At 36.4% G+C, this 22,615-nt stretch carries 19 protein-coding genes; 16 read left to right on the plus strand and 3 right to left on the minus strand.

Translation table 11 applies throughout. From position 1 onward, the window contains the following. Positions 1-613 precede the first annotated feature (613 nt). Together CDOMF_RS07380 and CDOMF_RS07385 are read left to right on the plus strand one after the other, a co-directional pair. Positions 614-2,200 carry an ABC-F family ATP-binding cassette domain-containing protein gene (locus tag CDOMF_RS07380; protein ID WP_260951366.1) on the plus strand — a complete coding sequence of 529 codons (1,587 nt, stop codon included), beginning with the start codon at positions 614-616 and terminating at the stop codon, positions 2,198-2,200. Further along, positions 2,184-2,654 (plus strand): low molecular weight protein-tyrosine-phosphatase, encoded by a 471-nt coding sequence (locus CDOMF_RS07385; protein ID WP_260951367.1) that lies wholly within the window; start codon positions 2,184-2,186, stop codon positions 2,652-2,654. The genes CDOMF_RS07380 and CDOMF_RS07385 overlap by 17 nt, the downstream gene beginning before the upstream one ends. A 79-nt stretch (positions 2,655-2,733) precedes the next feature. Here the strand turns inward: CDOMF_RS07385 and msrB are convergent, their stop codons facing one another. The 3 genes from msrB to tupA form a co-directional block, all read right to left on the minus strand. Then, on the minus strand, positions 2,734-3,813 hold the full coding sequence (gene msrB, locus CDOMF_RS07390; RefSeq protein WP_442863536.1) for a peptide-methionine (R)-S-oxide reductase MsrB: 1,080 nt from the start codon (positions 3,811-3,813) through the stop codon (positions 2,734-2,736). 67 nt (positions 3,814-3,880) lie between these two features. Further along, positions 3,881-4,501: an IMPACT family protein gene (locus CDOMF_RS07395; RefSeq protein WP_260951368.1), complete on the minus strand. Its 621-nt coding sequence runs from the start codon at positions 4,499-4,501 to the stop codon at positions 3,881-3,883. A 106-nt stretch (positions 4,502-4,607) separates the two neighbouring features. Continuing rightward, a complete protein-coding gene (tupA, locus tag CDOMF_RS07400; RefSeq protein WP_260951369.1) occupies positions 4,608-5,423 on the minus strand; it encodes a tungstate ABC transporter substrate-binding protein TupA in 816 nt (271 codons plus the stop codon). A gap of 81 nt (positions 5,424-5,504) precedes the next feature. Between tupA and tupB the strand changes: the two genes are divergently transcribed. The 14 genes from tupB to CDOMF_RS07470 all read left to right on the plus strand — a co-directional run bounded on the left by tupB (position 5,505) and on the right by CDOMF_RS07470 (position 22,613). Further along, complete coding sequence (gene tupB, locus CDOMF_RS07405) at positions 5,505-6,197, plus strand: tungstate ABC transporter permease TupB (RefSeq protein WP_260951370.1); 693 nt, start codon at positions 5,505-5,507, stop codon at positions 6,195-6,197. Beyond that, on the plus strand, positions 6,194-7,159 hold the full coding sequence (gene tupC / locus CDOMF_RS07410; protein WP_260951371.1) for a tungstate ABC transporter ATP-binding protein TupC: 966 nt from the start codon (positions 6,194-6,196) through the stop codon (positions 7,157-7,159). The genes tupB and tupC overlap by 4 nt, the downstream gene beginning before the upstream one ends. A gap of 66 nt (positions 7,160-7,225) precedes the next feature. Then, the gene (locus CDOMF_RS07415; protein WP_260951372.1) at positions 7,226-8,806 is read left to right on the plus strand and encodes a cyclic peptide export ABC transporter; all 1,581 of its coding nucleotides are present in this window, start codon (positions 7,226-7,228) and stop codon (positions 8,804-8,806) included. Between the two features lie 75 nt (positions 8,807-8,881). Next, a complete protein-coding gene (locus tag CDOMF_RS07420) occupies positions 8,882-9,670 on the plus strand; it encodes a HugZ family heme oxygenase (RefSeq protein WP_260951373.1) in 789 nt (262 codons plus the stop codon). Positions 9,671-9,919: 249 nt separating this feature from the next. After that, complete coding sequence (locus CDOMF_RS07425; RefSeq protein WP_260951374.1) at positions 9,920-11,941, plus strand: TonB-dependent receptor; 2,022 nt, start codon at positions 9,920-9,922, stop codon at positions 11,939-11,941. Between the two features lie 167 nt (positions 11,942-12,108). Continuing rightward, positions 12,109-14,151: a TonB-dependent receptor gene (locus tag CDOMF_RS07430; protein ID WP_260951375.1), complete on the plus strand. Its 2,043-nt coding sequence runs from the start codon at positions 12,109-12,111 to the stop codon at positions 14,149-14,151. A gap of 76 nt (positions 14,152-14,227) precedes the next feature. Further along, the gene (locus CDOMF_RS07435; RefSeq protein ID WP_260951376.1) at positions 14,228-16,195 is read left to right on the plus strand and encodes a TonB-dependent receptor; all 1,968 of its coding nucleotides are present in this window, start codon (positions 14,228-14,230) and stop codon (positions 16,193-16,195) included. Positions 16,196-16,316: 121 nt separating this feature from the next. Then, on the plus strand, positions 16,317-16,949 hold the full coding sequence (locus CDOMF_RS07440; RefSeq protein WP_260951377.1) for a MotA/TolQ/ExbB proton channel family protein: 633 nt from the start codon (positions 16,317-16,319) through the stop codon (positions 16,947-16,949). A gap of 25 nt (positions 16,950-16,974) precedes the next feature. After that, entirely contained in the window at positions 16,975-17,346 is a 372-nt protein-coding gene (locus CDOMF_RS07445) for an ExbD/TolR family protein (RefSeq protein WP_442863501.1), read from the plus strand. A gap of 18 nt (positions 17,347-17,364) precedes the next feature. Next, positions 17,365-19,350 (plus strand): TonB-dependent receptor, encoded by a 1,986-nt coding sequence (locus CDOMF_RS07450; RefSeq protein ID WP_260951379.1) that lies wholly within the window; start codon positions 17,365-17,367, stop codon positions 19,348-19,350. Next, complete coding sequence (locus CDOMF_RS07455) at positions 19,340-20,323, plus strand: FecCD family ABC transporter permease (RefSeq protein WP_260951380.1); 984 nt, start codon at positions 19,340-19,342, stop codon at positions 20,321-20,323. Before CDOMF_RS07450 ends, CDOMF_RS07455 begins: the two co-directional genes overlap by 11 nt. Beyond that, positions 20,323-21,096, plus strand: coding sequence for an ABC transporter ATP-binding protein (locus CDOMF_RS07460; protein ID WP_169973183.1), 774 nt, complete (start codon positions 20,323-20,325; stop codon positions 21,094-21,096). The genes CDOMF_RS07455 and CDOMF_RS07460 overlap by 1 nt, the downstream gene beginning before the upstream one ends. Position 21,097: 1 nt before the next feature. Then, on the plus strand, positions 21,098-21,898 hold the full coding sequence (locus CDOMF_RS07465; protein ID WP_260951381.1) for an ABC transporter substrate-binding protein: 801 nt from the start codon (positions 21,098-21,100) through the stop codon (positions 21,896-21,898). Positions 21,899-21,917: 19 nt separating this feature from the next. Then, a complete protein-coding gene (locus CDOMF_RS07470; RefSeq protein WP_260951382.1) occupies positions 21,918-22,613 on the plus strand; it encodes an energy transducer TonB in 696 nt (231 codons plus the stop codon). Positions 22,614-22,615: the final 2 nt, after the last annotated feature.

Genomic DNA, 22,615 nt, shown 5'->3' on the forward strand with positions numbered 1-22,615 from the left:
AAATATTATTGCCACAAAAACCAGACTAGAGAACTTACTATTTGCATTAATTTTTTAACTCCATTTCCGTATAGCACATAAGCACACAACCTAAAACTATAAAACAACAATTATTTTATAAAAAACAATAATTCAACAATATATTTGTAGGATTTATCTCTATAGTAGCAAATAAAGAAATATTTATAAATAATACTATAAAAAATGTCTATTATCTATAAATATAACTTTTGACCGCTATAAAAATCCCAAGAACAGTATGTATTATAAAAAAGTTAGAAATATAGCAAATTTGCAAGACTTAATTTTATATAAAAATTACACTATATCTTGCTAAAATTTATTTATACACTTTTTAATATTATAAAAATAAATGACAAAATTATATTTTATTTATATTGTCTATACTTTTTATAACACATAAATTTCGAGGATTATAGCATAAAATATTATAATTATGTCCATACAATAATGTAACTTTGTATCTATGTGTTACAAAATTTCATTATGTTACAAATTTACAAAAAAATAATTTGTAAAGTTAATTATTGGTTTATAGCAATTTTAAACGACTTTTTGGCAAAATCCATAAAATTTAAATATAAGGAAGATAATGGTTGAGATTAAAAATTTAGTTATGAGATTTAACGCGCAGCTTCTGTTTGAAGATGTAAATTTAAAGCTAAATCGCCAAAACAGATACGGACTCATCGGTGCAAACGGAGCCGGCAAATCAACGTTTTTAAAGATTTTATCAGGCGAACTTGAGGCAAATTCAGGCGACATCATCATCGAAAACGGTCTTCGTGTAGGCACGCTCGGACAAGATCAGTTTGCATTTGAAAATTTTACTATCAAAGACGCCGTTTTATACGGCAACAAGCGCCTTTATGACGCGGTTAAAGAGAAAGAAAAGCTTTATATGAGCGAGGAATTTACTGATGAGATAAATGAGCGCCTGGGCGTTTTAGAGATGATAACGGCTGAAGAAGATCCAAGCTATGAGTATGAAACAAGGATAGAAAAAATTCTAAGCTCGCTTGGCTTTAGCGACTTTGATAAGCTTATGAGCGAGGTTGAAAACTCTGATAAATTTAAGGTGCTTTTGGCTCAAGTGCTCTTTCCAAAGCCTGATATTTTATTTTTAGACGAGCCAACCAACAACCTTGATATCGAAAGCATAAAATGGCTTGAAAACGAGCTAAATCGCCACGAAGGCACGATGGTTGTTATAAGCCACGACCGCCACTTTATAAATGCCGTTTGCACGCATATTTTAGATGTTGATTTTAAGAGAATTCGCGAATTTACGGGCAACTACGACGACTGGTATATCGCATCAACCCTCGTTGCAAAGCAGCATGAGATGGAGCGCGATAAGAAGCTCAAAGAAAAAGAGGAGCTTGAGAAATTTATCGCCAGATTTAGCGCAAACGCAAGCAAAGCTCGCCAAGCTACAAGCCGTCAAAAGCAGCTAAGCAAGCTTGATATAGAAGAGATCAAAGTCTCAAGCAGACGCGATCCAAGCATACTTTTCCGTACTAAACGCGACATAGGAAATGAAATTTTAGAAGTGCGAAGCATAAGCAAAAAATTTGATAAAACGCTTTTTGAAAATTTTAGCTTTAAGCTTGAAAAGAACGACAAGGTAGCCATTATCGGCGCAAACGGTGTGGGCAAAAGCACGCTTTGTAAGATTATAATTGGCGAGGTTAAGCCAGATAGCGGCGATATCCACATAGGAGCAACTATCGAGCCAAGCTACTTCGCGCAAGATACGACAAATAAAATCTCAGGCGATCTAAAGCTATACGAATGGCTGCAAGATGAGAAAAACAAAGACTTAGACGAGATTAGAAAGTGTCTTGGTAGGATGCTATTTAGCGGCGCAGAGCAGGAAAAATCAGTAAGCGCGCTAAGCGGAGGTGAAAAACACCGATTAATGCTTAGTAAGATCATGCTTGATCGCGGAAATTTGCTGATATTAGATGAGCCAAACAACCACCTTGACCTCGAGGCGATCATCGCTCTTGGCGAGGCGCTTTATAAATTTAGCGGAAATGTTATCTGCGTAAGCCACGACAGAGAGCTTATTGACGCCTTTGCAAACCGCATTATCCACCTTAAAGGAGATGGCGAGATCGTTGATTTTAAAGGCACGTTTGAAGAGTATATGGAGCAGCTTGAGGCCGGAGTTTAAGTGCATGATAAAGGTTTTGTTCGTATGTCACGGCAATATCTGCAGAAGCACGATGGCTGAGTCGTTATTTACTCATATAGTAGCGCAGCGCGCTTTAGCGAGCAAATTTGAGATAGCTTCAGCCGGCACAAGTAGCGAAGAGATCGGTAATCCCGTTCATCACGGCACTCAAACACAACTAAAGCAAAACGGCGTAGCAGTCGTGCCTCATAGAGCGGTGCAGATGAAAAAGAGCGATATAGACTACTACGACCACATAATCGCAATGGACACGGCAAATATAAAAAATATCGAGCGTATCGCGGGATTTAAAAGCCCAAAAGTTACAAAGCTGCTGTCATTTGCAGGTTCTAGTGATGATGTCGCTGATCCTTGGTATACAGGCGATTTTGAAACTACATTTAAAGATATCAAGATGGGCTTAGAAGGGTTTTTGTCCGCTTTAAAATTTTAGGCTGAATTTGCCTAGCCTTTAGCTAATGAAATTTTGAAAACCATGCACCGCCTAAAAACTGGCAGTGCATGAAATTTATCTATTTTGCTTTTGCGGCTTTAGCCTGCTCTTCAAGATACGGTATCAAGTAGCCATAACCCTCTTTTTCCATATCCTCTTTTGGGATAAATTTAAGCGCAGCGCCGTTTATGCAGTATCTTAGCCCGCCCTTATCTCTTGGACCATCGTCAAAAACGTGTCCAAGGTGCGAGTCAGAAAGACTTGTGCGCACCTCAACCCTTCTCATGCCGTAGCTATTATCGGCCACTTCGCCAAGCAAGGAGCCATCTATCGGCTTAGTAAAGCTTGGCCAACCGGATCCTGAGTTAAATTTGTCATAAGATGAAAAAAGCGGTTGATTGTTTGTGATATCTACATAAATTCCCTCGCGCTTTTCGTCGTTTAGCTCACTTGTAAACGGTCTTTCGGTGGCTGAGTTTTTCACAACATCATAAGCCAAGTCGCTAAGCTCTCCTTTAAGTTGTTTATCGTCTTTATTTTTATAGTCTTTTAGTTTTTCCATATCCATTTTCGCCTCTTTCTTTTTACTGCTTAGCACCGCGTCTTTTGGAGGCAAGCTCTCAAATGTCACGTGGCAGTATCCGTTTGGATTTTTAGTTAAGTAGTCTTGATGATACTCCTCTGCTTTGCTGATATTTTGCAGCGGCATAACCTCGACAACTATCGGCTTGCTATACTCTTTTTGCTTGTTTTTTATAAACTCTAAAATTTCAGCCTCATCTTTTGGATCTGTAAAGTAAATTCCCGTTCTATACTGAGTTCCGCGGTCGTTGCCTTGCTTGTTTAAGCTGGTCGGATCAATCGTATAGAAAAAATACTTAAGCAGATGAGCCAAATCGATAACATACTCATCATACTCGACATATACGGCCTCAGCGGCGTTTGTGTTGCCGTAGCTTACTTGCTGGTAGCTTGGATTTGGCACTTTTGAGTTTGCGTATGCTACGTATGTGCTCTTTACTCCCGGAAGCTGCTTAAGATAAGCCTCTGTGCCCCAAAAGCACCCTCCTGCTAAAACTATGCTCTTATTTCCCATTTCGGCTCCTTTTGCCCATGTTGATACGGCTGCGACAAGTAGAGCCGCAACAATTTTTTTTATCATTTTCTCTCCTCATTTCTGATTTATGTTGAAATGATACATGAGTTTTGTAAAGAGAGTGTGAAATTTATCTTGTAAATTTATTTGCAAAGATCGGCAAGGCTAGAAATTTAACCCCCTCTATCTCAAAAACATTTGCAAACTCATAAAATTTCTTAAACTCATCCTCTTTAAATTTAGCGCTCCAAGCCGCGCCAAGCTCGTTAAATTCGCGTTCAAATTCGCTCAAATTTTCTTTTTCAAAAAAGTGATCAAACCTTGAGATCAAAGCAAAAGGAACGAAAAACAGACACTCGCTCTTTTGCTCGAAATTTTCTAGCTTTGCCTCATTTATCGCCAAATTTACAGCCGAGCTATAAGCCCTCACAAGCCCGCCCGTGCCAAGCTTGATCCCGCCAAAGTAGCGCACTATAAATACACCTGCATTTATCAAATTTGCTCCACGCAAAGCGTTTAAGCTAGGTGCCCCGCTCGTGCCTTTTGGCTCTCCGTCATCGCTTTGGTTTTCTACGATTTGATTGTATTTATTTAGTTCGCGGTAGGCCCAGACTATATGCACGGCTTTTGGATGCTCGGTTTTAAGGCGCTCGTGCACTGTTTTAAACTCGCTAAGCGGCACAAGATAGCTTAAAAATGTAGATTTTTTGATCTCGCTTTTAGCTGTGTAAATTTCGGATATAGTCTGCATAACGAATAAATTTCCTAAAATTTTTAGTTGATTTTAGCAAATTTGTAAAATTTAAAGAAGTTAAAAAGGGTAAAGAGAGCGGAAAATCCGCTCAAATTTTGCAAAATTATTTACGAGTAGCCGCATCAGGAGTAAATAAAGGCTTATTCATAAGCTTAAAGTCAGCTATGAATTTTTGCCCTTTCTCGCCTGTTATCCACTCGATAAATTTATTTGCGTTTTCTACGTCGGTTTTTGCGCAGTGTTTAGGATTTACGGCGATTACAGAGTAGAAATTTTTAAGATCGTCATCGCCCTCATTTACGATTACAAGAGCCGGATCATTTTTCATATTCGCTTCGTATTTGATGTATGTGCCACGATCCGTAAACGTAACGCCTTTTTGCTCGGCAGCCGCATTTATCGTAGCTAGCATGCCCTGACCTGTTTGAGCGTACCAAGCGTCTTTCTCAGGAACTTCGCCTGCGACTTTTTTCCAGATGCCTTTTTCTTTGTTGTCGGTGCCTGATTTATCGCCGCGTGAGAAGAATTTGATGCCTTCAGCCTTAATCATCTCAAAAGAGCCTTTTATGTCTTTGCCCTTAAATTTAGGCGCGATTGATTTATCGGCGATCAAAACAAAGTCGTTGTACATTACGGCTTTGCGCTCAACGCCAAATCCCTTTTCTACGAACTCTTTTTCAACCTTTGGCGAATGCACGAAAAGTATGTCTGCATCGCAGTTCTCGCCAAGTTTAAGTGCCGCTCCCGTACCTACGGCAGTCCATTTTAGATCCACTCCAGTTTCAGCCTTATAAACAGGATAGATAGCATCTAGCAAGCCTGTGTTATCGGTGCTTGTTGTGGTTGCCATCACAAGGTCGCTGTCGGCTGCAAAAACAGTAGATGCAACAACTAATGAGCTTAGGATTAATTTCTTCATTTTCTCCCCTTAAAATTTTAATAAAGATGTGCTATCATAGCAGATTTTAAATAAATTTAAATCAAATTTGGGAAATTAATTTTGGATTATATCTTAGAGGGCATTATCTCGGCGTTTCACCTGCTTTTAAACGGCGATGCAGAGACTTATTCAGCGATTAAGGCGACACTTTATACATCAAGCGTATCGATACTACTTGCTATCATTTGCGGATTTCCGATCGGCTTTGTTCTGGGCTTTTACAACTTCTTTGGAAGAAAATTTTTAAGACTTCTAAGCGACACCGCCCTAGCCATACCGACAGTCGCCATCGGACTTATACTTTATGCTTTTATCTCAAGGCAAGGGCCTTTTGGAGAGCTTGGGCTTCTATTTACGCTAAAAGCGGTGATGCTCGGGCAATTTGTACTAGCCATACCTATCGTAGTTTCGCTTACCGCAAGCGTGATAGAAAATATGGAGCGCAAGCACTATCTTACGCTTATGAGCTATCGTTTAAGCGGCGTTAAGCTCATCCTAGCGGTGCTTTATGAGCTTAGATACTCGCTGCTTGTGGTTTTTGCCACAGCTTACGGCAGGATCGTAGCCGAAGTTGGCGTTGCCATGATGATAGGCGGCAACATCAAGTGGTTTACCCGCACGATAACCACAGCGATTTCGCTTGAGACAAACAAGGGCGAATTTTCGATGGGTATCGCGCTTGCTTTAGTGCTCATTTTCATCGCATTTGCCGTAAATTTAACCATCCACCAACTAAGAAGGCTTGACAAGTGATAAAGCTTAAAGATGTGCTAGTAAGCTACGAAAAAAATATGGTTTTAGATGTAAAAGAGCTGGAGCTAAAAACTGACGGCATAACCGCTCTTATGGGCAACAACGGAAGCGGCAAAAGCACGCTTATAAGGGTTATCTCCTTTCTTCAAAAGCCAAATTCGGGCTATGTAGAAATTTGGAAAGAGAGTAAGCCCGGTCTAGAAACCCTACGTAAAATTTCAGTGCTTTTTCCAGAGCCAATGCTTCTAAAAAGAAGCGTTAAGCAAAATTTTGAATTTGCTTTAAAAAGTAGAAATTTAGAGCGTGAATTTAGCCAAAGAGTTGGCGAAGCACTTGAGCTTGTGGGGCTTGATAAGAGCTTTTTGGATAAGAAAAACTATGAGCTTAGCTCGGGTCAAACTCAGCGTGTGGCATTTGCGCTCGTGCTTGCTCTGCGCTCAAAGCTAAATTTGCTCGATGAGCCGACAAATAGCGTGGATCTAGCTACTTCAAAGCTATTTGGCAAGGCGGTGGAGTATCAACGCGAGCAGTATAAAAGCGGATTTATAATCGCAAGCCACGACGAAAAATGGCTAAGCGCAATCGCGCAAGATAGCGTGTTTTTACATAGAGGTAAGGTAAGCGAATTTGAGATAAAAAACATATTTGAAAATCAAAACGGCTTTTTAAATTTTGGCTCTGATGTAAAATTTAGCTTGCCGCAAGCTCTAAAAAACGCAAATAAAATCGCAATCAATCCAAATAAAATAATCCTAAGCAAAGAGCCGTTTGGTGGCGGATTTATCGGACTTATACACTCAGTTTCCATCATTTACGGCACATATCTTTTGGCTAAGGTTAAGATCGGAGACTTCTTAATAAAAGCGGTCGTTAGCAGCGATAAATTTATAGATAATAAGCTGGTAACCGGCGAAAATGTCTATTTTGGCTTTAGCGACGAAGCGTTTTTGGATATAGAATAAATTAAAAATTTATAAATTTCCTGATATGATAATGATTTTTAAATCAAAAAAGGTTAAAAATCAAAAATGAATCCGAAAATTTCTCTTAGTTTTGCTATGAAAATAATCGCAATGATAGTTTTAGGTGCCATATCAAGCGGCTCAAGTATGCTCATACTATTTTTTATAAACAAATACCTTCTCACTCTAACGGAAAAAAACTCTCTTGTTTTAGTCGCTTTCTTCGGGCTGTTAATAGCATTTCTAGCATCGTCAATACTATCTAGAATAGCGCTTTCCACGATAGGCAACAACTTTGTTTTTGATATGCGAATGAAGATAGTAAAGCGCATCCTAGACACTCCAAACCAAAAAATAACCGCCATAGGCAAGTCAAATCTACTAGCCTCCCTATCAAGCGATATCACAAGCCTTACAAACGGTTTTACAAGGATTCCTGATATCATCCAAGGCTGTCTTGTGATTTTTTTTGCAAGTTTTTATATAGCCTATCTGTCGTATGAAATTTTTATATTTTTACTTATCTGGATGAGCGTTACTATCTTTATCAGCAATACCTCTATGAAAAACATCTACAAATACTACGGGCTTCATAGGCAAAACGAAGATACGCTATACAAGGATTATCAAACCAGTATCGAAGGTCATAGGGAACTAAGCCTGAATTTAGAGCGCTCAAAAAGGCTTTATAACGATAGGTTTATACCCAATGCAAAAAGTCTTCGCTCAAATATCATAAAAACCGAAATTTTTTCATCATTTGCAAGTAACTGGATTAGCTCTATGATGCTTGGAGCTATCGGCGTGATCATATATGTATGTCTTGCTTATAAGGTTACAACTCTGCAAGATGCTATCACTATAGCTTTAACGATACTTTTTCTAAGAGCTCCGATTATGATGGTTGTATCAAGTATTCCTAGTATATTTAAGTCAAAAATAGCCTATGAAAAGCTAAAAAAGCTTGATCTAAGCGAGTATGAAGCCGAATTTAACATGAGTGAAAATTTCCCGCAAAGCTGGGATAGGCTAACTTTAAAAAATATAAATTTTAGATATAGCCCGGATGATGGATTTGGACTTAGCGATATAAATTTTGAGATAAATAGAGGCGAGGTTGTGTTCCTCGTGGGTAAAAACGGAAGCGGTAAATCGACTCTTTTTATGATTTTAGCAGGACTGCTTGAGCCAAATGGCGGCGAGATGTATGTAGATGACGTTCGTATCACAAAAGAGAATTTAAAAGCTTACGCAAACACCATAAGCGCGGTGTTTAGCGACTTTTATCTGTTTGACGAGGTCTTAAGCGATGATGATAAGTTTATAGACGAGCTGCTTAAAAAGATGTTTTTAGATAAAAAAGTAAGCGTGAAAGATGACAAATTTAGCACTCTAAATCTCTCTCAAGGGCAAAGAAAACGCCTTGCCATGGTTGCTGCACTGCTTGAAAAACGTAAATTTATCATACTTGACGAGTGGGCAGCCGATCAAGATCCGCAGTTTAGAAAGATGTTTTATAAAGAAATTTTAACCGAACTTAAAAAAGATGGCTATACCGTATTTGCTATCAGTCACGATGATGCGTATTTTGACTGTGCAGATAAAATTTACAGTATCGAAAATGGAAAATTGAGCCAAATAAAATAGTTTATGATTTTAATTATTAATTAATAACCAATTTGTTACTATAATAAATACTTACTAAAATTTTAAGGAGAATATATGAAAGAAAGAGCGATCGAGCATATGAACTCAGATCACATGGAGACTGTTATTGCGTTTTGCAAGAAATTTGGTTCTTTTAAAGATGTTAGCAACGTAAAACTAACCGACATGAACGAAGACGGACTTATCATCACATGTGATCAAGGCGAGGTTTTTGCACCGTTTTTAAACAAGGTAGTTAACGGCAACTACAAAGATGAGATAATGGCTCTATATAGAAGCATCGACGTAGGCAACGGACTTGAAAAGATCCAAAAAGGCGTGGTAGAGCTTATCGACTCTCTTAAAACGGTTATCGTTTCAAGCGTGCATAGCGATATGCAGTGCGTTGGCTCATACACACCATTTGTAAGAGTTGGCGAAGAGATATACATCTGCCTAAGTTCAGTAGCCGAGCACTACCACTCGATCAAAGCAAACCCAAATAAAATTTCACTTCTTTTCATAGAAGATGAAAGTGCTGCCAAGACTATATTTGCAAGAAACCGCTTTAGTGTAAAAGCCGAAGCTAAATTTGTAGAAGACGAAGCACTTAGAAATGAAATTTTTGACAAACTTGCCGAGAAAAATCCAAAAGAATCGGCTATAAAACAGCTTAGAAATATGTCTGACTTTTATATAATTAAAGTTGAGTTAAAAGACGGCAGATATGTAAAGGGGTTTGGTGCGGCATACAACTCAAAAGGCCTTAAACTAAGCCAAGCCGCAGGAGAGAGCAATCCTCACAGAAAAAATCCGCACGGCCACAATCCGCACGGACATAACCCTCACCAAAAACAACACTAAAATATTTTTTAACAAGATAATAAAGTCGTCAAAATTTGACGACTTGCTCAACATTAAATTTCATATAAAAATTAAATTTTAAAAACTATACAGCCCAAAAAATAATCTATTTTTATTTATATAATATTGATTTTAATTATCGCTTAAGTAATAAAGTTATATTATTTTACTCAATAAACCAACAGAAATATAAAATTTGTATCAAAAAATCAAAATATATGAATCTAAATTACAATAAAGGAGTTAGAAATGACCAAGGGTTCAAAGGTTGGCAAAATAGCCATAATCGTATCTTTAGCTGCAGCTATGAATTTATACGCTACAGAAGATAAAACTGCAAAGCTTGAAAAAACAATAGTAACATCAACAGGCTTTGAAACACAATTAAAAGACGAGGTAAAAAACGCTTACATCATAACTTCAGAAGAGATTAAAGATAGAGGCTATAAAAGCGTCTCCGAGGTGCTTGAAAAGGCTCCGGGAGTGTATATATCAAACGCTGGTGTGTTTGGCGATGAAGAGATAGATATGAGAGGTCAAGGCGCATATGCTAGAACTAACGTTAAAACTTTAATAAATGGTGTAAGTCTAAACGTCCTAAAAGCGGGACATGGAACGATAGCTACACCATTAAATTTAATAGCAGTTGAAGACATAGAAAAGATTGAAATCATACCCGGAGGCGGAGCGGTGTTATACGGAGGCGGAACTGCAGGCGGTGTTATAAATATAATAACAAAGAAAAAACCTAGAGATTTTTATGCAAATTTATCATCTAAAATCGCTTCATATAACTATAAAGACGCAGTCATCGGCATAGGCGGACTAGTAAATGAGGATTTGTTTTTAAAATTTAGCGCAAAAGGTTTTGATTCAAAGGGCTACAAAAGAGGCGAAGAGACAAGCGGATACTATTTAAATGGAGGCATAAACTATCAGATAAGTGACAAACAAAGTATTGCTATAACTCCTAGCTTTTATTCTCAAAAATACAAAAATCAAAGCAACGCTCTTACAAAAAAACAAGTTGATCAAGATAGACGACAGTCGAATAGACCCGAAGATCCTCAAATATATAAAAAATTTGACATAACGCTTGATTACTCGTTGAAACTTAGCGATAGTTATGAAATTAACTTTATGCCTTACTATCTATACACCAAATTTAAAGAAGAAAGTAAAACAGAGGTTAAATTTTCGGACAAAAAAATAGGTGCGAATTTAAAAAACAGATTCAGCTACGACAAGGGAGAGTTAGTATTTGGATATAACTACGAAGATATCTACGATAAGCTATCTCAAAAAGACGAGCTGGGCAAGGAAATTCACTCTGTATATTTCTTTGAAAAGCATAATTTTACCGATCTGCTATCTTTTAACTTTGGCGGAAGATACGAAAGAGCTTCTTACGATGTAAAAAGACCTGCCAGCGCAAGACATAAAAGACCTGCCTTCAACAGTAATAAAAACACAAACTCTCACGCATTTGAGATAACTCCGAATTTTAAATACTCAGATACCGGAAATGTATATTTGAAATTTGAAAAAGGCTTTGTATCTCCATCTCCTCAAGAGCTAGTTGATAATATTAAGGTTGGTCCAAAGCAGTATGAGTATTTCTTTAACGATTTAAATCCGGAAACTTTTTACACTTATGAAATCGGCTTTAAGGATATGATTTTTGATCAATTCTTTAGTGCCGCTATATTTTATACGGATACCAAAGATATGATATTTGCAAAATGGACAGAGCCTCACGGAAATCCTATGAATCCAAATGTCAATTGGGAAAGAAAATATGTAAATCTTGATAAGGCTAAAAGATATGGATTTGAAATTTATGCAGAACAATATCTGCTAGATAACAAATTAAAACTCACCGAGTCATTTAGTCATGTAAATGCAAAAGCAACATTTGAGAGAGAAGATGCCAAAACCAAGAAGATGAAAACGGTAAAAATGGAGCTTCCTCATGTTGCGAAACAAAAATTTATATTAGGAGTTGATTATTCACCTATTAAAAATCTCAATTTATACGCTGATTTAAAATATTATTCAAAAATTTTAAATAGCGAAAACGAAAAAATGGACTCAAAAACCCTAGTTGATATTTCTGCTAAATATAATTTTACAAAAAATCTTTCAGTAGTAGGCGGTATAAAAAATCTATTTGATAAAAAATATTTCTCATATTATTCAAGCTCGGGGAAAGGAACTTACTATCCTGCGCCGGAAAGAAATTTTTATATAGAATTTAAATATATATACTAAAAATTCTAAACAAGCTCCAATTAAGGCATATTAAATTAAATATGCCTTAATATTGATTTTAATTATCAATTAAGTAATAAAATTATAATATTCTACTTATAAAAGGTATTAAAAGCAAAAAATAGTGCCTTGAATTTTAGACATTATTGTAAAAAGGAGTTCAAAAAATGAATGCAGGATCCAAGGTTGGCAAAGTAGCCATGGTCTTATCTTTTGTTGCGGCTTTAAATTTACATGCGACAGATGATAAAAATACAAAGCTTGAAAAAACAATAGTAACATCAACAGGCTTTGAAACACAATTAAAAGACGAGGTAAAAAACGCTTATATCATAACTTCAGAAGAGATTAAAGATAGAGGCTATACAAGCGTAAGAGAAGTTTTAGAAAGAAGTCCGGGTGTCTATATCAAGGATTCAGGTGATGCTGAATACGAAGAGATTGATATGAGAGGACAGGGAGGAAGATACTCAAAGACAAACGTAAAAACCCTTGTAAACGGAATGAGTCTTAACGTATTAAAGGCTGGACACGGTAATATCAACACACCTTTTAACCTAATTCCTGTTGAAGACATAGAGAGGATTGAGATAATTCCTGGCGGAGGCTCTGTTTTATATGGCGGAGGAACTCCTGGAGGCATCATAAATATAATTACAAAGAAAAACCCTAGTGATTTTTACGCAAGAGCTTCAAGCAAAATCGGATCATACAGCTATAAAGACGCCACACTTAGCATAGGAGGTCTTGCAACAGATAATCTATTTTTAAGCTTTAGCGCAAAGGGATTTGATACAAAACACTATAGAGAAGGTCAAAAAACGACAGGATATCATTTCGGTGGAGCTATTAATTATCAAATAAACGATAATCAAAGCATAACTGTAACTCCTAATTTCTTTAGCCAAAAGCTTGAGAATAGTGCAGACTACCTTACAAAAAAACAGGTTGAACAAAATCGTCGCCAAGTAATAAAACCGGGGGATCCGTCCAAATATAGCAAATTTGACATAAGTCTTGATTATGCTATAAATTTTACTGAAAATTTTGAAACTCGTATAATGCCTTACTATCTAAAAACAAAATTCGATAGAGAGGGGGCATATATAGATTCCTACACAAAAAAACCAAAATCGTATCACGATAAATTCTCAGATACCAAATTTGGAGTCAAATTAAAAAATAGGCTTAAATATTCAAGCGGAGAGTTCATTTTTGGTTACGAATACGAAGATATATATGATAAATTAACACAAAACGATAAGCTTGGAAAGGCTATTCATTCGATATATTTTCTTGAAAAACATAACTTTACGGACTGGTTCTCTTTAAGTGGTGGAGCAAGATATGAAAGAGCTATATACGATGTCCAAAGACCGGAGTCAAAACGCTTAAAGAGAGCCGCTTTTAGCAACCAAAAAAACACAAATAGCACGGCATTTGAATTGATTCCAAATTTTAAATATTCAGATACTGGAAATGTATATTTAAAATTTGAGCAAGGCTTTGTATCTCCATCTCCTCAAGAGCTGGTTGATGTCGCAACCGTTGGCAAACGCACCCAATTTCAATTTAATAACCTAAAGCCTGAAAAATTCAAAACCTACGAAGCCGGCTTTAAAGATATGTTCTTTGGACAGTTTGTTAGCGCAACATTGTTTAAAACGGATACAACCGATATGATATTTTTAAGATGGAAAGATCCTGCAGGGCACGGAGTCAGCCAATCAATTTATGATAGAGAATATATAAATCTTGACCAAGCCAAAAGACACGGAGTTGAGCTTTATAGCGAACAGTATCTATTGAGTGATAAATTAAAACTGAGCGAATCGTTCTCTTATGTAAAGTCAAAAGCGACATATGAGAGAAAAGGCAAGAAAGTGACAGAGGATATACCTTTCGTGGCTAAAAGAAAATTTGTATTCAGTGTAGACTATTCGCCTATTAAAAGTTTAAACATCTATACAGACTTTAAATATTACTCCAAAATACTAAATTACAGTGGCGAATATATGAACTCTAAAACAATAGTAGATCTATCCGCGAAATACAATTTCACAAAGAATTTCTCTGTAAACGGCGGCATAAAAAACTTATTTGATAAGAAATACTACTCTTTTTATGACACAAAAGCAAACAAAGGAGAGGGTCAATACTATCCATCCCCTGAGAGAAATTTCTATATAGAATTTAAGTATAACTACTAAATTACTGTTTTATTAGAGCATACAAGTTTTGGCATGCTCTAATATATTTAATTAATCGATAAAAAAAGGAGAGAGAATGTTTAAAAAAATAGCTATTATTAGTGTGGTAGCAGCATCTACTATTTATGGTGCAGATACTGTAGCAAGACTCGATAAGATGGTAATTACCACAACGGGATTTGAAAGCCCCCTTAAAGACGAGGTTAGAAACGTATCTATAATAACTTCTAAAGAGATAGAGGATAGAGGCTACAAGGATTTAAGAGAAATTCTAGAAAAGGCTCCTGGGGTTAGCTTTAACGGCAAAACCGTAGATTTAAGAGGTCAAGGCAGCAAGGCGAATACATCTGTAAAAGTCCTTTTAAACGGTGTTGCGATGAATATGATAGATACAACTCCCACAACCATACCTATAGATCTGGTTCCGATAGAAGATATCGAGCAAGTAGAGATAATTCCCGGCGGCGGAGCGGTGCTTTATGGAAGCGGAACCAGCGGAGGAGTTATAAATATAATCACTAAACAAAAAGCTACAAAACCTTACGCAAATATATCCACCAAGATAGCCTCATACTCATACAAGGATATAAATTTTGGTGTAGGCGGAAATGTCACAAACGATCTGTTCTTAAAAGCCAATGCAAAGGTTTTTGATGAAAAAGGGTATAGGCATGATGAAAAAAACAGAGGTCACTATACTTCATTTGGATTAAACTACAAAATTTCAGATAACCAAAGCATAGTTTTTAACCCAAGCTATTTTAAGGCTAAAACTTACGGAGTGCCTGCCCTATCAGCTAAAGAAATGGCTGAAAATAGGCGCCAAGCTGGAGGTAAGGCATCTTTAATCACAAGCAAAAGGCTAAACCTTGACGCCGATTATGCCATTAAATTTAGCAATAATATTGATATGCACATCATGCCTTACTATCAAGACGTAAAAATTCTTCAAAGCACGTTTCATATGAAAGATAGAAAAACGGGAGGAAACTTAAAAGCCAGATACAACTATGGCAACGGAGAGCTTATCGCAGGATATGACTATCTAAATAACGAAGGTTACAGAATGATAAGTATCAATCAAAAAATGCCTATGGGCTTTATAAAGCAGCTTACGGTTTTTGATATGCAAAAGCAGACGCATTCCATATATCTAGTTGAAAAGCATAATTTTAATGACTTTTTCTCTATAAGCGGAGGATTAAGGTTTGAAAGAGCTGATTATAACGTTAAAAGAAACGTTACCGGAACAAGAAGTATCGCAGGCAAAACAAAGGTCACTAATGACTATTTAAACGTAGGAGATAATAAAAACAATTACGCTTACGAGATAACGCCTAATTTTAAATACTCAGATAGTGGAAGTATCTACTTCAAATTTGAAAGAGGTTACATATCTCCCGGACCGAACCAACTAATAGACAAGCTTGGACCTGATGGACCTTATGTCTTAAATAGTCTTAAATCCGAGACTTACAAAGGCTATGAAATAGGCCTTAAAGATCTTATTTTCGGAAATTTCTTTAGTGCAACCCTATTTTTAACAGACACAAAAGATGAAATTTTAACAGTCTCATTAGGTAGAGGAGTAAGCGACGGTTGGAATTTTAAAAATATAGATAAAACCAGAAGGTATGGAGCTGAAATTTACTCAGAACAAGAATTCGGAAAATTTAAGCTAAAAGAGACTTTTTCATATGTAAATGCGGAGATAAAAGCTGGCAAAAGAGCCGGGAAAAAAGTACCTTTAGTAGAAAAAAGCAAATTCGTATTAGGAGCTGAGTATGAGCCTATTAAAAATTTAAATTTATCAGCCGATTTTAAATACCTATCCAGCTCACTTGACGGAAATTATGACAAGATAGACAGTAGAGAGATCGTTGATATAGGACTAAGCTATAAATTTACAAAGGGATTTTTGGTATCAGCAGGTATTAAAAACCTATTTAACGAAAAATATAACTACAGCCAAAGCAAGAAAGGCGACTCTTACGACCCAGCTCCTGAGAGAAACTACTACGTAGAGTTTAAATACAACTATTAAGATTTTAGTAAGGTGTAGCAAATAAGCACACCTTACTATACTGATTTTAATTATCGATTAATTAAAATGATGATACAATCCTCACTTGGATTTAATCAGTACACAGTAAAAGAGGAAGCGCATGTATGAATATTTACAAACGGGCGGCATATTTATGTGGCCTATATTTTTCTTATGCATTTTAGCCGTTGCAGTATTGCTTGAAAAAGCTTTTTATTTTACATTTATCGAGATAGACGCTACAAACTCATTTAAAATGAAGCTTGGCAACCTAATACTAGAAGGCGATACGCATAATATAAGGGAATTTTGCAAAAAATACAAGAACTCTCTAGCAAAAACAACAATTTTTGTCCTTGACAATACCGAAGACTTAAACTCCGTAAACAAAACACAAATTGAATACACTATAGAAGAAGCTATTACTGTAGAACTTGCAAATTTGGAAAGAAGAAGCTGGATATTGGGACTTTGCGCAAGCGCAAGCCCTCAGCTTGGGCTTTTAGGCACTGTTGTGGGTATGATAAAGGCATTTGAAGGGCTTAGCTCAAGCGTAAATGCACCTTTGGTTGCTATAGGCATATCAGAAGCGCTTTATACAACTGCGGCGGGTCTTATAGTGGGAATACCTTCACTTATATTTCATCTAATGATAAACAAAAAAGTTGATTTTATACTAAATGACTTAAATCGTCTTATAAGCCTATTTGGAAGATGCTGCGAGAGGAGATGCTGTGAAGTTTGTCCGTCGTAATAGACAAAAAAACTATGGCATTTCCATGCTAAACTTGATAGATGTTATTTTTGTTTTACTTCTATTCTTTATGGTAACGACAACCTTTAATAAATTCGCTCATATAGATATAACATTACCGGAAACCAAATCCAATTTAGAAGAGAACGAAAATGATGTTGTGCAGCTATTTTACCTAATAGATGGCGGTCTGATACTAAAAATAAACGAGACGGAAAAAACGTTAAATAACGAAATTTTAAAAGATGAAATTTTAAATTTAAGCCCAGCTCATAAAAAAAATATCACTCTAAATGCAGATGAGGCCATAAACTACGGCAAAGTAGTTGATGTAATATCGATTTTAAAAGATGCAAATGTCCAAAATGTCGAATTAAATATAAAGAAAAAACACTAATAACTAAAAGGAGAAAAAATGCTTAGAAAGATTGCGTGTATTAGCATTGTCGCGGCTACAAGTTTGTTCGCGACAGAGGCCCCAACCAAGCTTGACAAAACTGTCATCACAGCTACGGGATTTGAAAGTCCGCTAAAAGATGAGGTTAAAAACGTATATATCATTACATCAGAAGAGATAGAAAGTCGCGGATATAAAGATGTAGAAGAGATTTTAGAAAAGGCTCCTGGTGTAAATTTTATCAACTCAGGGCTTGGAAAAACAATTGACTTAAGAGGTCAGGGAAATAAGGCAAATACATCTGTTAAGGTCTTATTAAATGGCATGGCCTTAAATATGCTTGATAGCTCTCATGCCTTTGTCCCGTTAAATTTCTTAGCTATTGAAGATATAGAGCAGATAGAGATTATCCCTGGAGGCGGAGCTGTTTTATACGGTAACGGCACAAGCGGCGGTGTTGTAAATATTATCACCAAACAAAAACCTAGAGATTTTTATGCAAACGTCTCAACCAAACTAGCTTCATACTCTTACAAAGACTTTAATTTAGGTCTTGGCGGAATGGCGAGCGAAAATTTATTCTTAAAAGGAAATTTTAAAGCCTTTGATGAAAAAGGCTATAGAGATGGAGATAAACAAAGAGGATTTTATACGAGCTTTGGTATAAATTATAAAATTTCGGACAATCAAACACTTGCTATAAACCCGAGCTATTATAAGACAAGGGTTGATACAACCGATGCAATCACTAAAACGCAACTTAATCAAAATAGAAAGCAAGCTGGCGAGCCTATAGAGCAACTAACTCATAAAAAAGCCGATATTAGCGCCGAATATGCGATAGCGATTACGGACAAATTAAAACTGAATTTAATGCCATATTATCAAGAGATTAGTATGCGCGGTGAAACCAGTGACTTTACCGATAAAAAACTTGGAGTAAATTTAAAAAGCAGATATGACTATGGAAGCGGAGAGTTTATCTCCGGATATGATTATTTACAAAATAAGGGTATAAGAGAGCGCGATAGAAAATTTGGAGGAATGCATAGCTATACTCTTGTAGATCTAAAAAAACAAACTCATACAGTTTACTTTTTTGAAAAACACAATTTTACAGACGCCTTCTCTCTAACAGGCGGATATAGATTTGAAAAGGCAATCTACGACATAAATAGATATTCAAAAATGAAGATGCCGGCAAGACCTCCTATGATGCCTAAACCTATGACAATAATTGATAGCATAGATAGCGATAAAAATATGAATAATCACGCTTTCGAGATAACTCCAAATTTCAGATACTCAGATACCGGAAACGTATATCTAAAGTTTGAGCGTGGATATATCTCACCATCCCCTACTCAACTAACAGATAAAGTAGTAGTTAGTCGAGCTGCCGAATATAGACTAAACGACCTAAAATCTGAAATTTTCCATACATACGAAATAGGCATTAGAGATCTTATCCTGGGTCAATACTTTAGTGCGACAGCGTTTATCACAAATACGAAAGATGAGATTATAAACGAGATGACCGGAGGACACTCTATGTCTTGGAGATTTTACAACGTAGATGAGACAAGACGTTCGGGCTTTGAAATTTATGCAGAGCAAAATTTATTTAACAACTTAAAATTAAGCCAAACATTTTCATATATAGATGCAAAAATTAAAAAAGGTAAAAAAGCCGGCAAAAGAGTGCCTTATGTATCAAAAAATAAATTTGTTTTTGGAGTAAACTATGAGCCGATTAAAAATTTCAATATCTTAACCGACCTTAAGTATTACTCGAATCAATTTAGTAGTGCTTACGAGACAATAGATGCTAAAACAGTAGTTGATTTTGGATTAAAATATAAATTTAAAAACGGCTTTTCAGTAGCAGGCGGAGTCAAAAATCTATTTAATGAAAAATACAACGACTTCCAAAGCGAAGCGGCCAACGCATACGTTCCAGCGCCTGAAAGAAATTATTACGTAGAGTTTAAATATGCTTACTAAAAACAAGATGAGTATCCTATTTGGGATACTCACTATTATTCTTTGCATCATATCGCTCAGTATAGGCGGGGCCGATATAAGCTACAATGATATTACAAATTTAATCCTTGGTAAAGAGATAGATGAGATCAAACAGGCTATCTTGCTAGAACTTAGACTTCCTAGACTTGTTATGGCGATTTTAATAGGTATGCTACTAGCAAGCTCAGGCGTCGTGGTTCAAAGCGTATTTTTAAACCCACTTGCAGATCCTTATATCATAGGAATAGCCGCAAGTGCGACTTTTGGAGCTGTCATAGCATATCTTTTAAAACTGCCTGATATATATTACGGAATCTTTGCATTTTTTAGCTCAGCTGTGCTATCTTTGGTAATATTTAAGCTCTCAAAAAGAGGTAAATCAATAGCAACCCTTCTTATAATAGGTATTGCCTTTTCTTCTTTTTTGGGCGCTTTTACTTCGTTTGCCACCTACCTCATAGGCGAAGATAGCTTTAGAATAGTGGCTTGGATGATGGGGCATCTTAGCGGAGCGACATGGGAAAGAATTGCATATATAGTAGTTCCTCTTACTCTTTCAATGACATATTTTTACATGAAAAGATTTGAGCTAAATGTTATTTTGAGCGGAGATGAAGAGGCTCAAAGCCTTGGCGTGGACGTAGAAAAGACTAAGAAATACCTGCTTATCGTCTCATCCTTAGCCGTTGGTTTTTCAGTCGCATTTACAGGGATGATAGGTTTTGTGGGGCTAATCATACCGCACACTCTAAGGATGATATTAAGAACTTCAAGCAACGTAGTATTAATCCCTGTTTCAGCATTTGCAGGCGGATTCTTCCTGCTAGCTTGCGATACTATAGGTAAAAGCGTGCTAAATCCGGTAGAAATCCCAATCGGAGTTGTAACTGCGTTTTTTGGAGCGCCTTTCTTTCTGTTTTTAGCTATTAAATCAAGGCAGGGCATAGTCTGATGAGCGTAATTGTTGAAAATCTAAATTTTACTTACGGAGCCAAAGAGATATTAAAAGACATAAGCCTAAATGCAAAAAATGGCGAATTTATAGGCATTTTAGGGCCAAACGGATGTGGTAAATCAACTCTTTTAAAAAACATCCTAAGAGTGCTTGCTCCAAAAAGCGGAATAGTAAAAATAATCGACAAACCGCTTAAAGACTACTCTTTAAAAGAGCTTGCTAAAACACTTGGCTTTGTGCCTCAAAAATCGGTTCTGTCTATGCCTCTTTTGGTTGAAGACATCTTACTTATGGGAAGATTTTCTCACCTTAAAAGCCAATTTTCAGGATACAGCAAGGAAGATAGACAAAAGGTCAATCAGATTATGGAGTTGCTTGACATATCTCATTTTGCAAAGCGTATCGCACACTCTCTTAGTGGAGGAGAATTTCAGCGTGTTTTACTTGCGCGTGCACTTGTAAGTGAGCCAAAAATTTTACTCTTAGATGAGCCTACATCGGCACTTGATCTAAACTACGCCATAGAGATTATGAAAATATGCACTAAGCTTACCAAAGAGCTAAACTTACTCTCCATAATGGTTTTACACGATCTAAATTTGGCATCTTTGTTTTGTAACGAAGTTTTGATGCTAAAAGATGGTAAAGTGAAATATAAAGGTAGTCCAAAAGAGCTTTATACAAAGGAAATTTTAAAAGAAATTTATGGACTAAACTGCGATGTTATCGAATATAAGGACAATCCGTTTGTGATTGCATTAAAGGATTAATATGAAAAAACTGTTTTTAATTTTAGCGATATTGGCAAGTTTTTTAAATGCCAAAAAGTTGGTCGTTCTTGACCCTGCAGTAGTTGAGATCATATATATGCTTGAGGCAGAAGATCAAATAGCGGCTATTTCAACTCTTTCTATGTCAAAAATTTGGCCTGAAGAAAAGACTTCAAAGCTAAAAAGCGTAGGCACTTACACAAAGCCGAATTTAGAAAAGATAGTCGAACTAAAGCCGGATCTCGTCATAGTTAGCTTTCACTCGGTAGATGTGCAAGATAGTCTTAAAAAATTTAATCTTCCTACACTTACTCTAAAAGCCGATAGCGTCGATGCTATTTATAGCAATATTGAGGAAGTAGGTAAAATAACAGGCAAAGAGGAAAAGGCTAAAGAGGTAATAAGCAATATAAAAGCCAAATTCAAAAGCTTTGAAGATCCTAAGCTAAAAGGCAAAAAAGTAGTATCATTTTTCTCTTCAACTCCTATTACCACTTTTAGCTCATCAACCCTACCAGGAGATATGCTAAAAAAACTAGGACTTATAAACATAGCAGATGGCTTAGAGGGTGCGACACCTGTAGTTTCGCCTGAGTTTATACTATCTTCAAATCCTGATTTTATAATCATTATAGGCGGAATGGGAAACGGCAGCGATATCTTAAAAACAAATCCTGCACTTTCAAAGACAAATGCAGCTAAAAACAATAAGATAATAACAGTTCCATCATCTCTTCTGCTTCGCGGAACTCCTCGTATAGGAGATGGAGTGGAACATCTTTATAATTTATTGATAAAGTAAAATAAAGGGGTTAAAATCTATGCGCTACTTTATTCTCTCTTTGATTATAAATATAGCAATACTATTTATACCGCTTCAGTCAGATGAAATTCTTTCAAAAAAGATAGAGGAGCAGGTTCAAACAAAGGTTGTATTAAATTTTGTCAAAGAGGTAAAAGAGGAGCCAAAAGAGCCCACTCCACCCATACCTGAACCCATTATAGAAGAACCTATAAAGGAGCCTGAGGTAGAAGAGGTAAAGATAGAGCCTGAAATCGTAAAAGTAGAAAAGCCAAAAGAGATTAAAAAACCTAAGCCAAAAAAAGTCGTGAAAACCCCTAAGAAAATTCCTGTGCAAGAGCCTGTAGTAGAGGTGCCAAAAGTGGAACCCGTAGAGGTTGCTCCTGTAAAAGAAGTCGCAGCTCCTACGATAGAGAAAAAAGAGGTTATCAACAAGGAGGGGTTTTGCAAGGAAAATGTAGGTTTCAAAGTTTTAAAAGAGCCTAGAGCGGATTATCCCAAAAAGGCTTTAATGCTTAGACTTAAAGAGACATTTTACGTCGAAGTTGATTTTAGGATAATAAACAATGAGATAAAAGTTGTCGCTGTTAGAGGAAAAAATAAAATTTTTAACGATGAGGCGGAAAGACTTACAAAAGATATGCAGATAAAAGTTCTAAAAGAGCTTGACCACTGCGTGATAACAAAACCTTATGAGTTTAAGATAAAGGACTAAAA

The organism is Campylobacter sp. RM16187 (genome assembly GCF_025319965.1).
Lineage (GTDB): Bacteria > Campylobacterota > Campylobacteria > Campylobacterales > Campylobacteraceae > Campylobacter_A.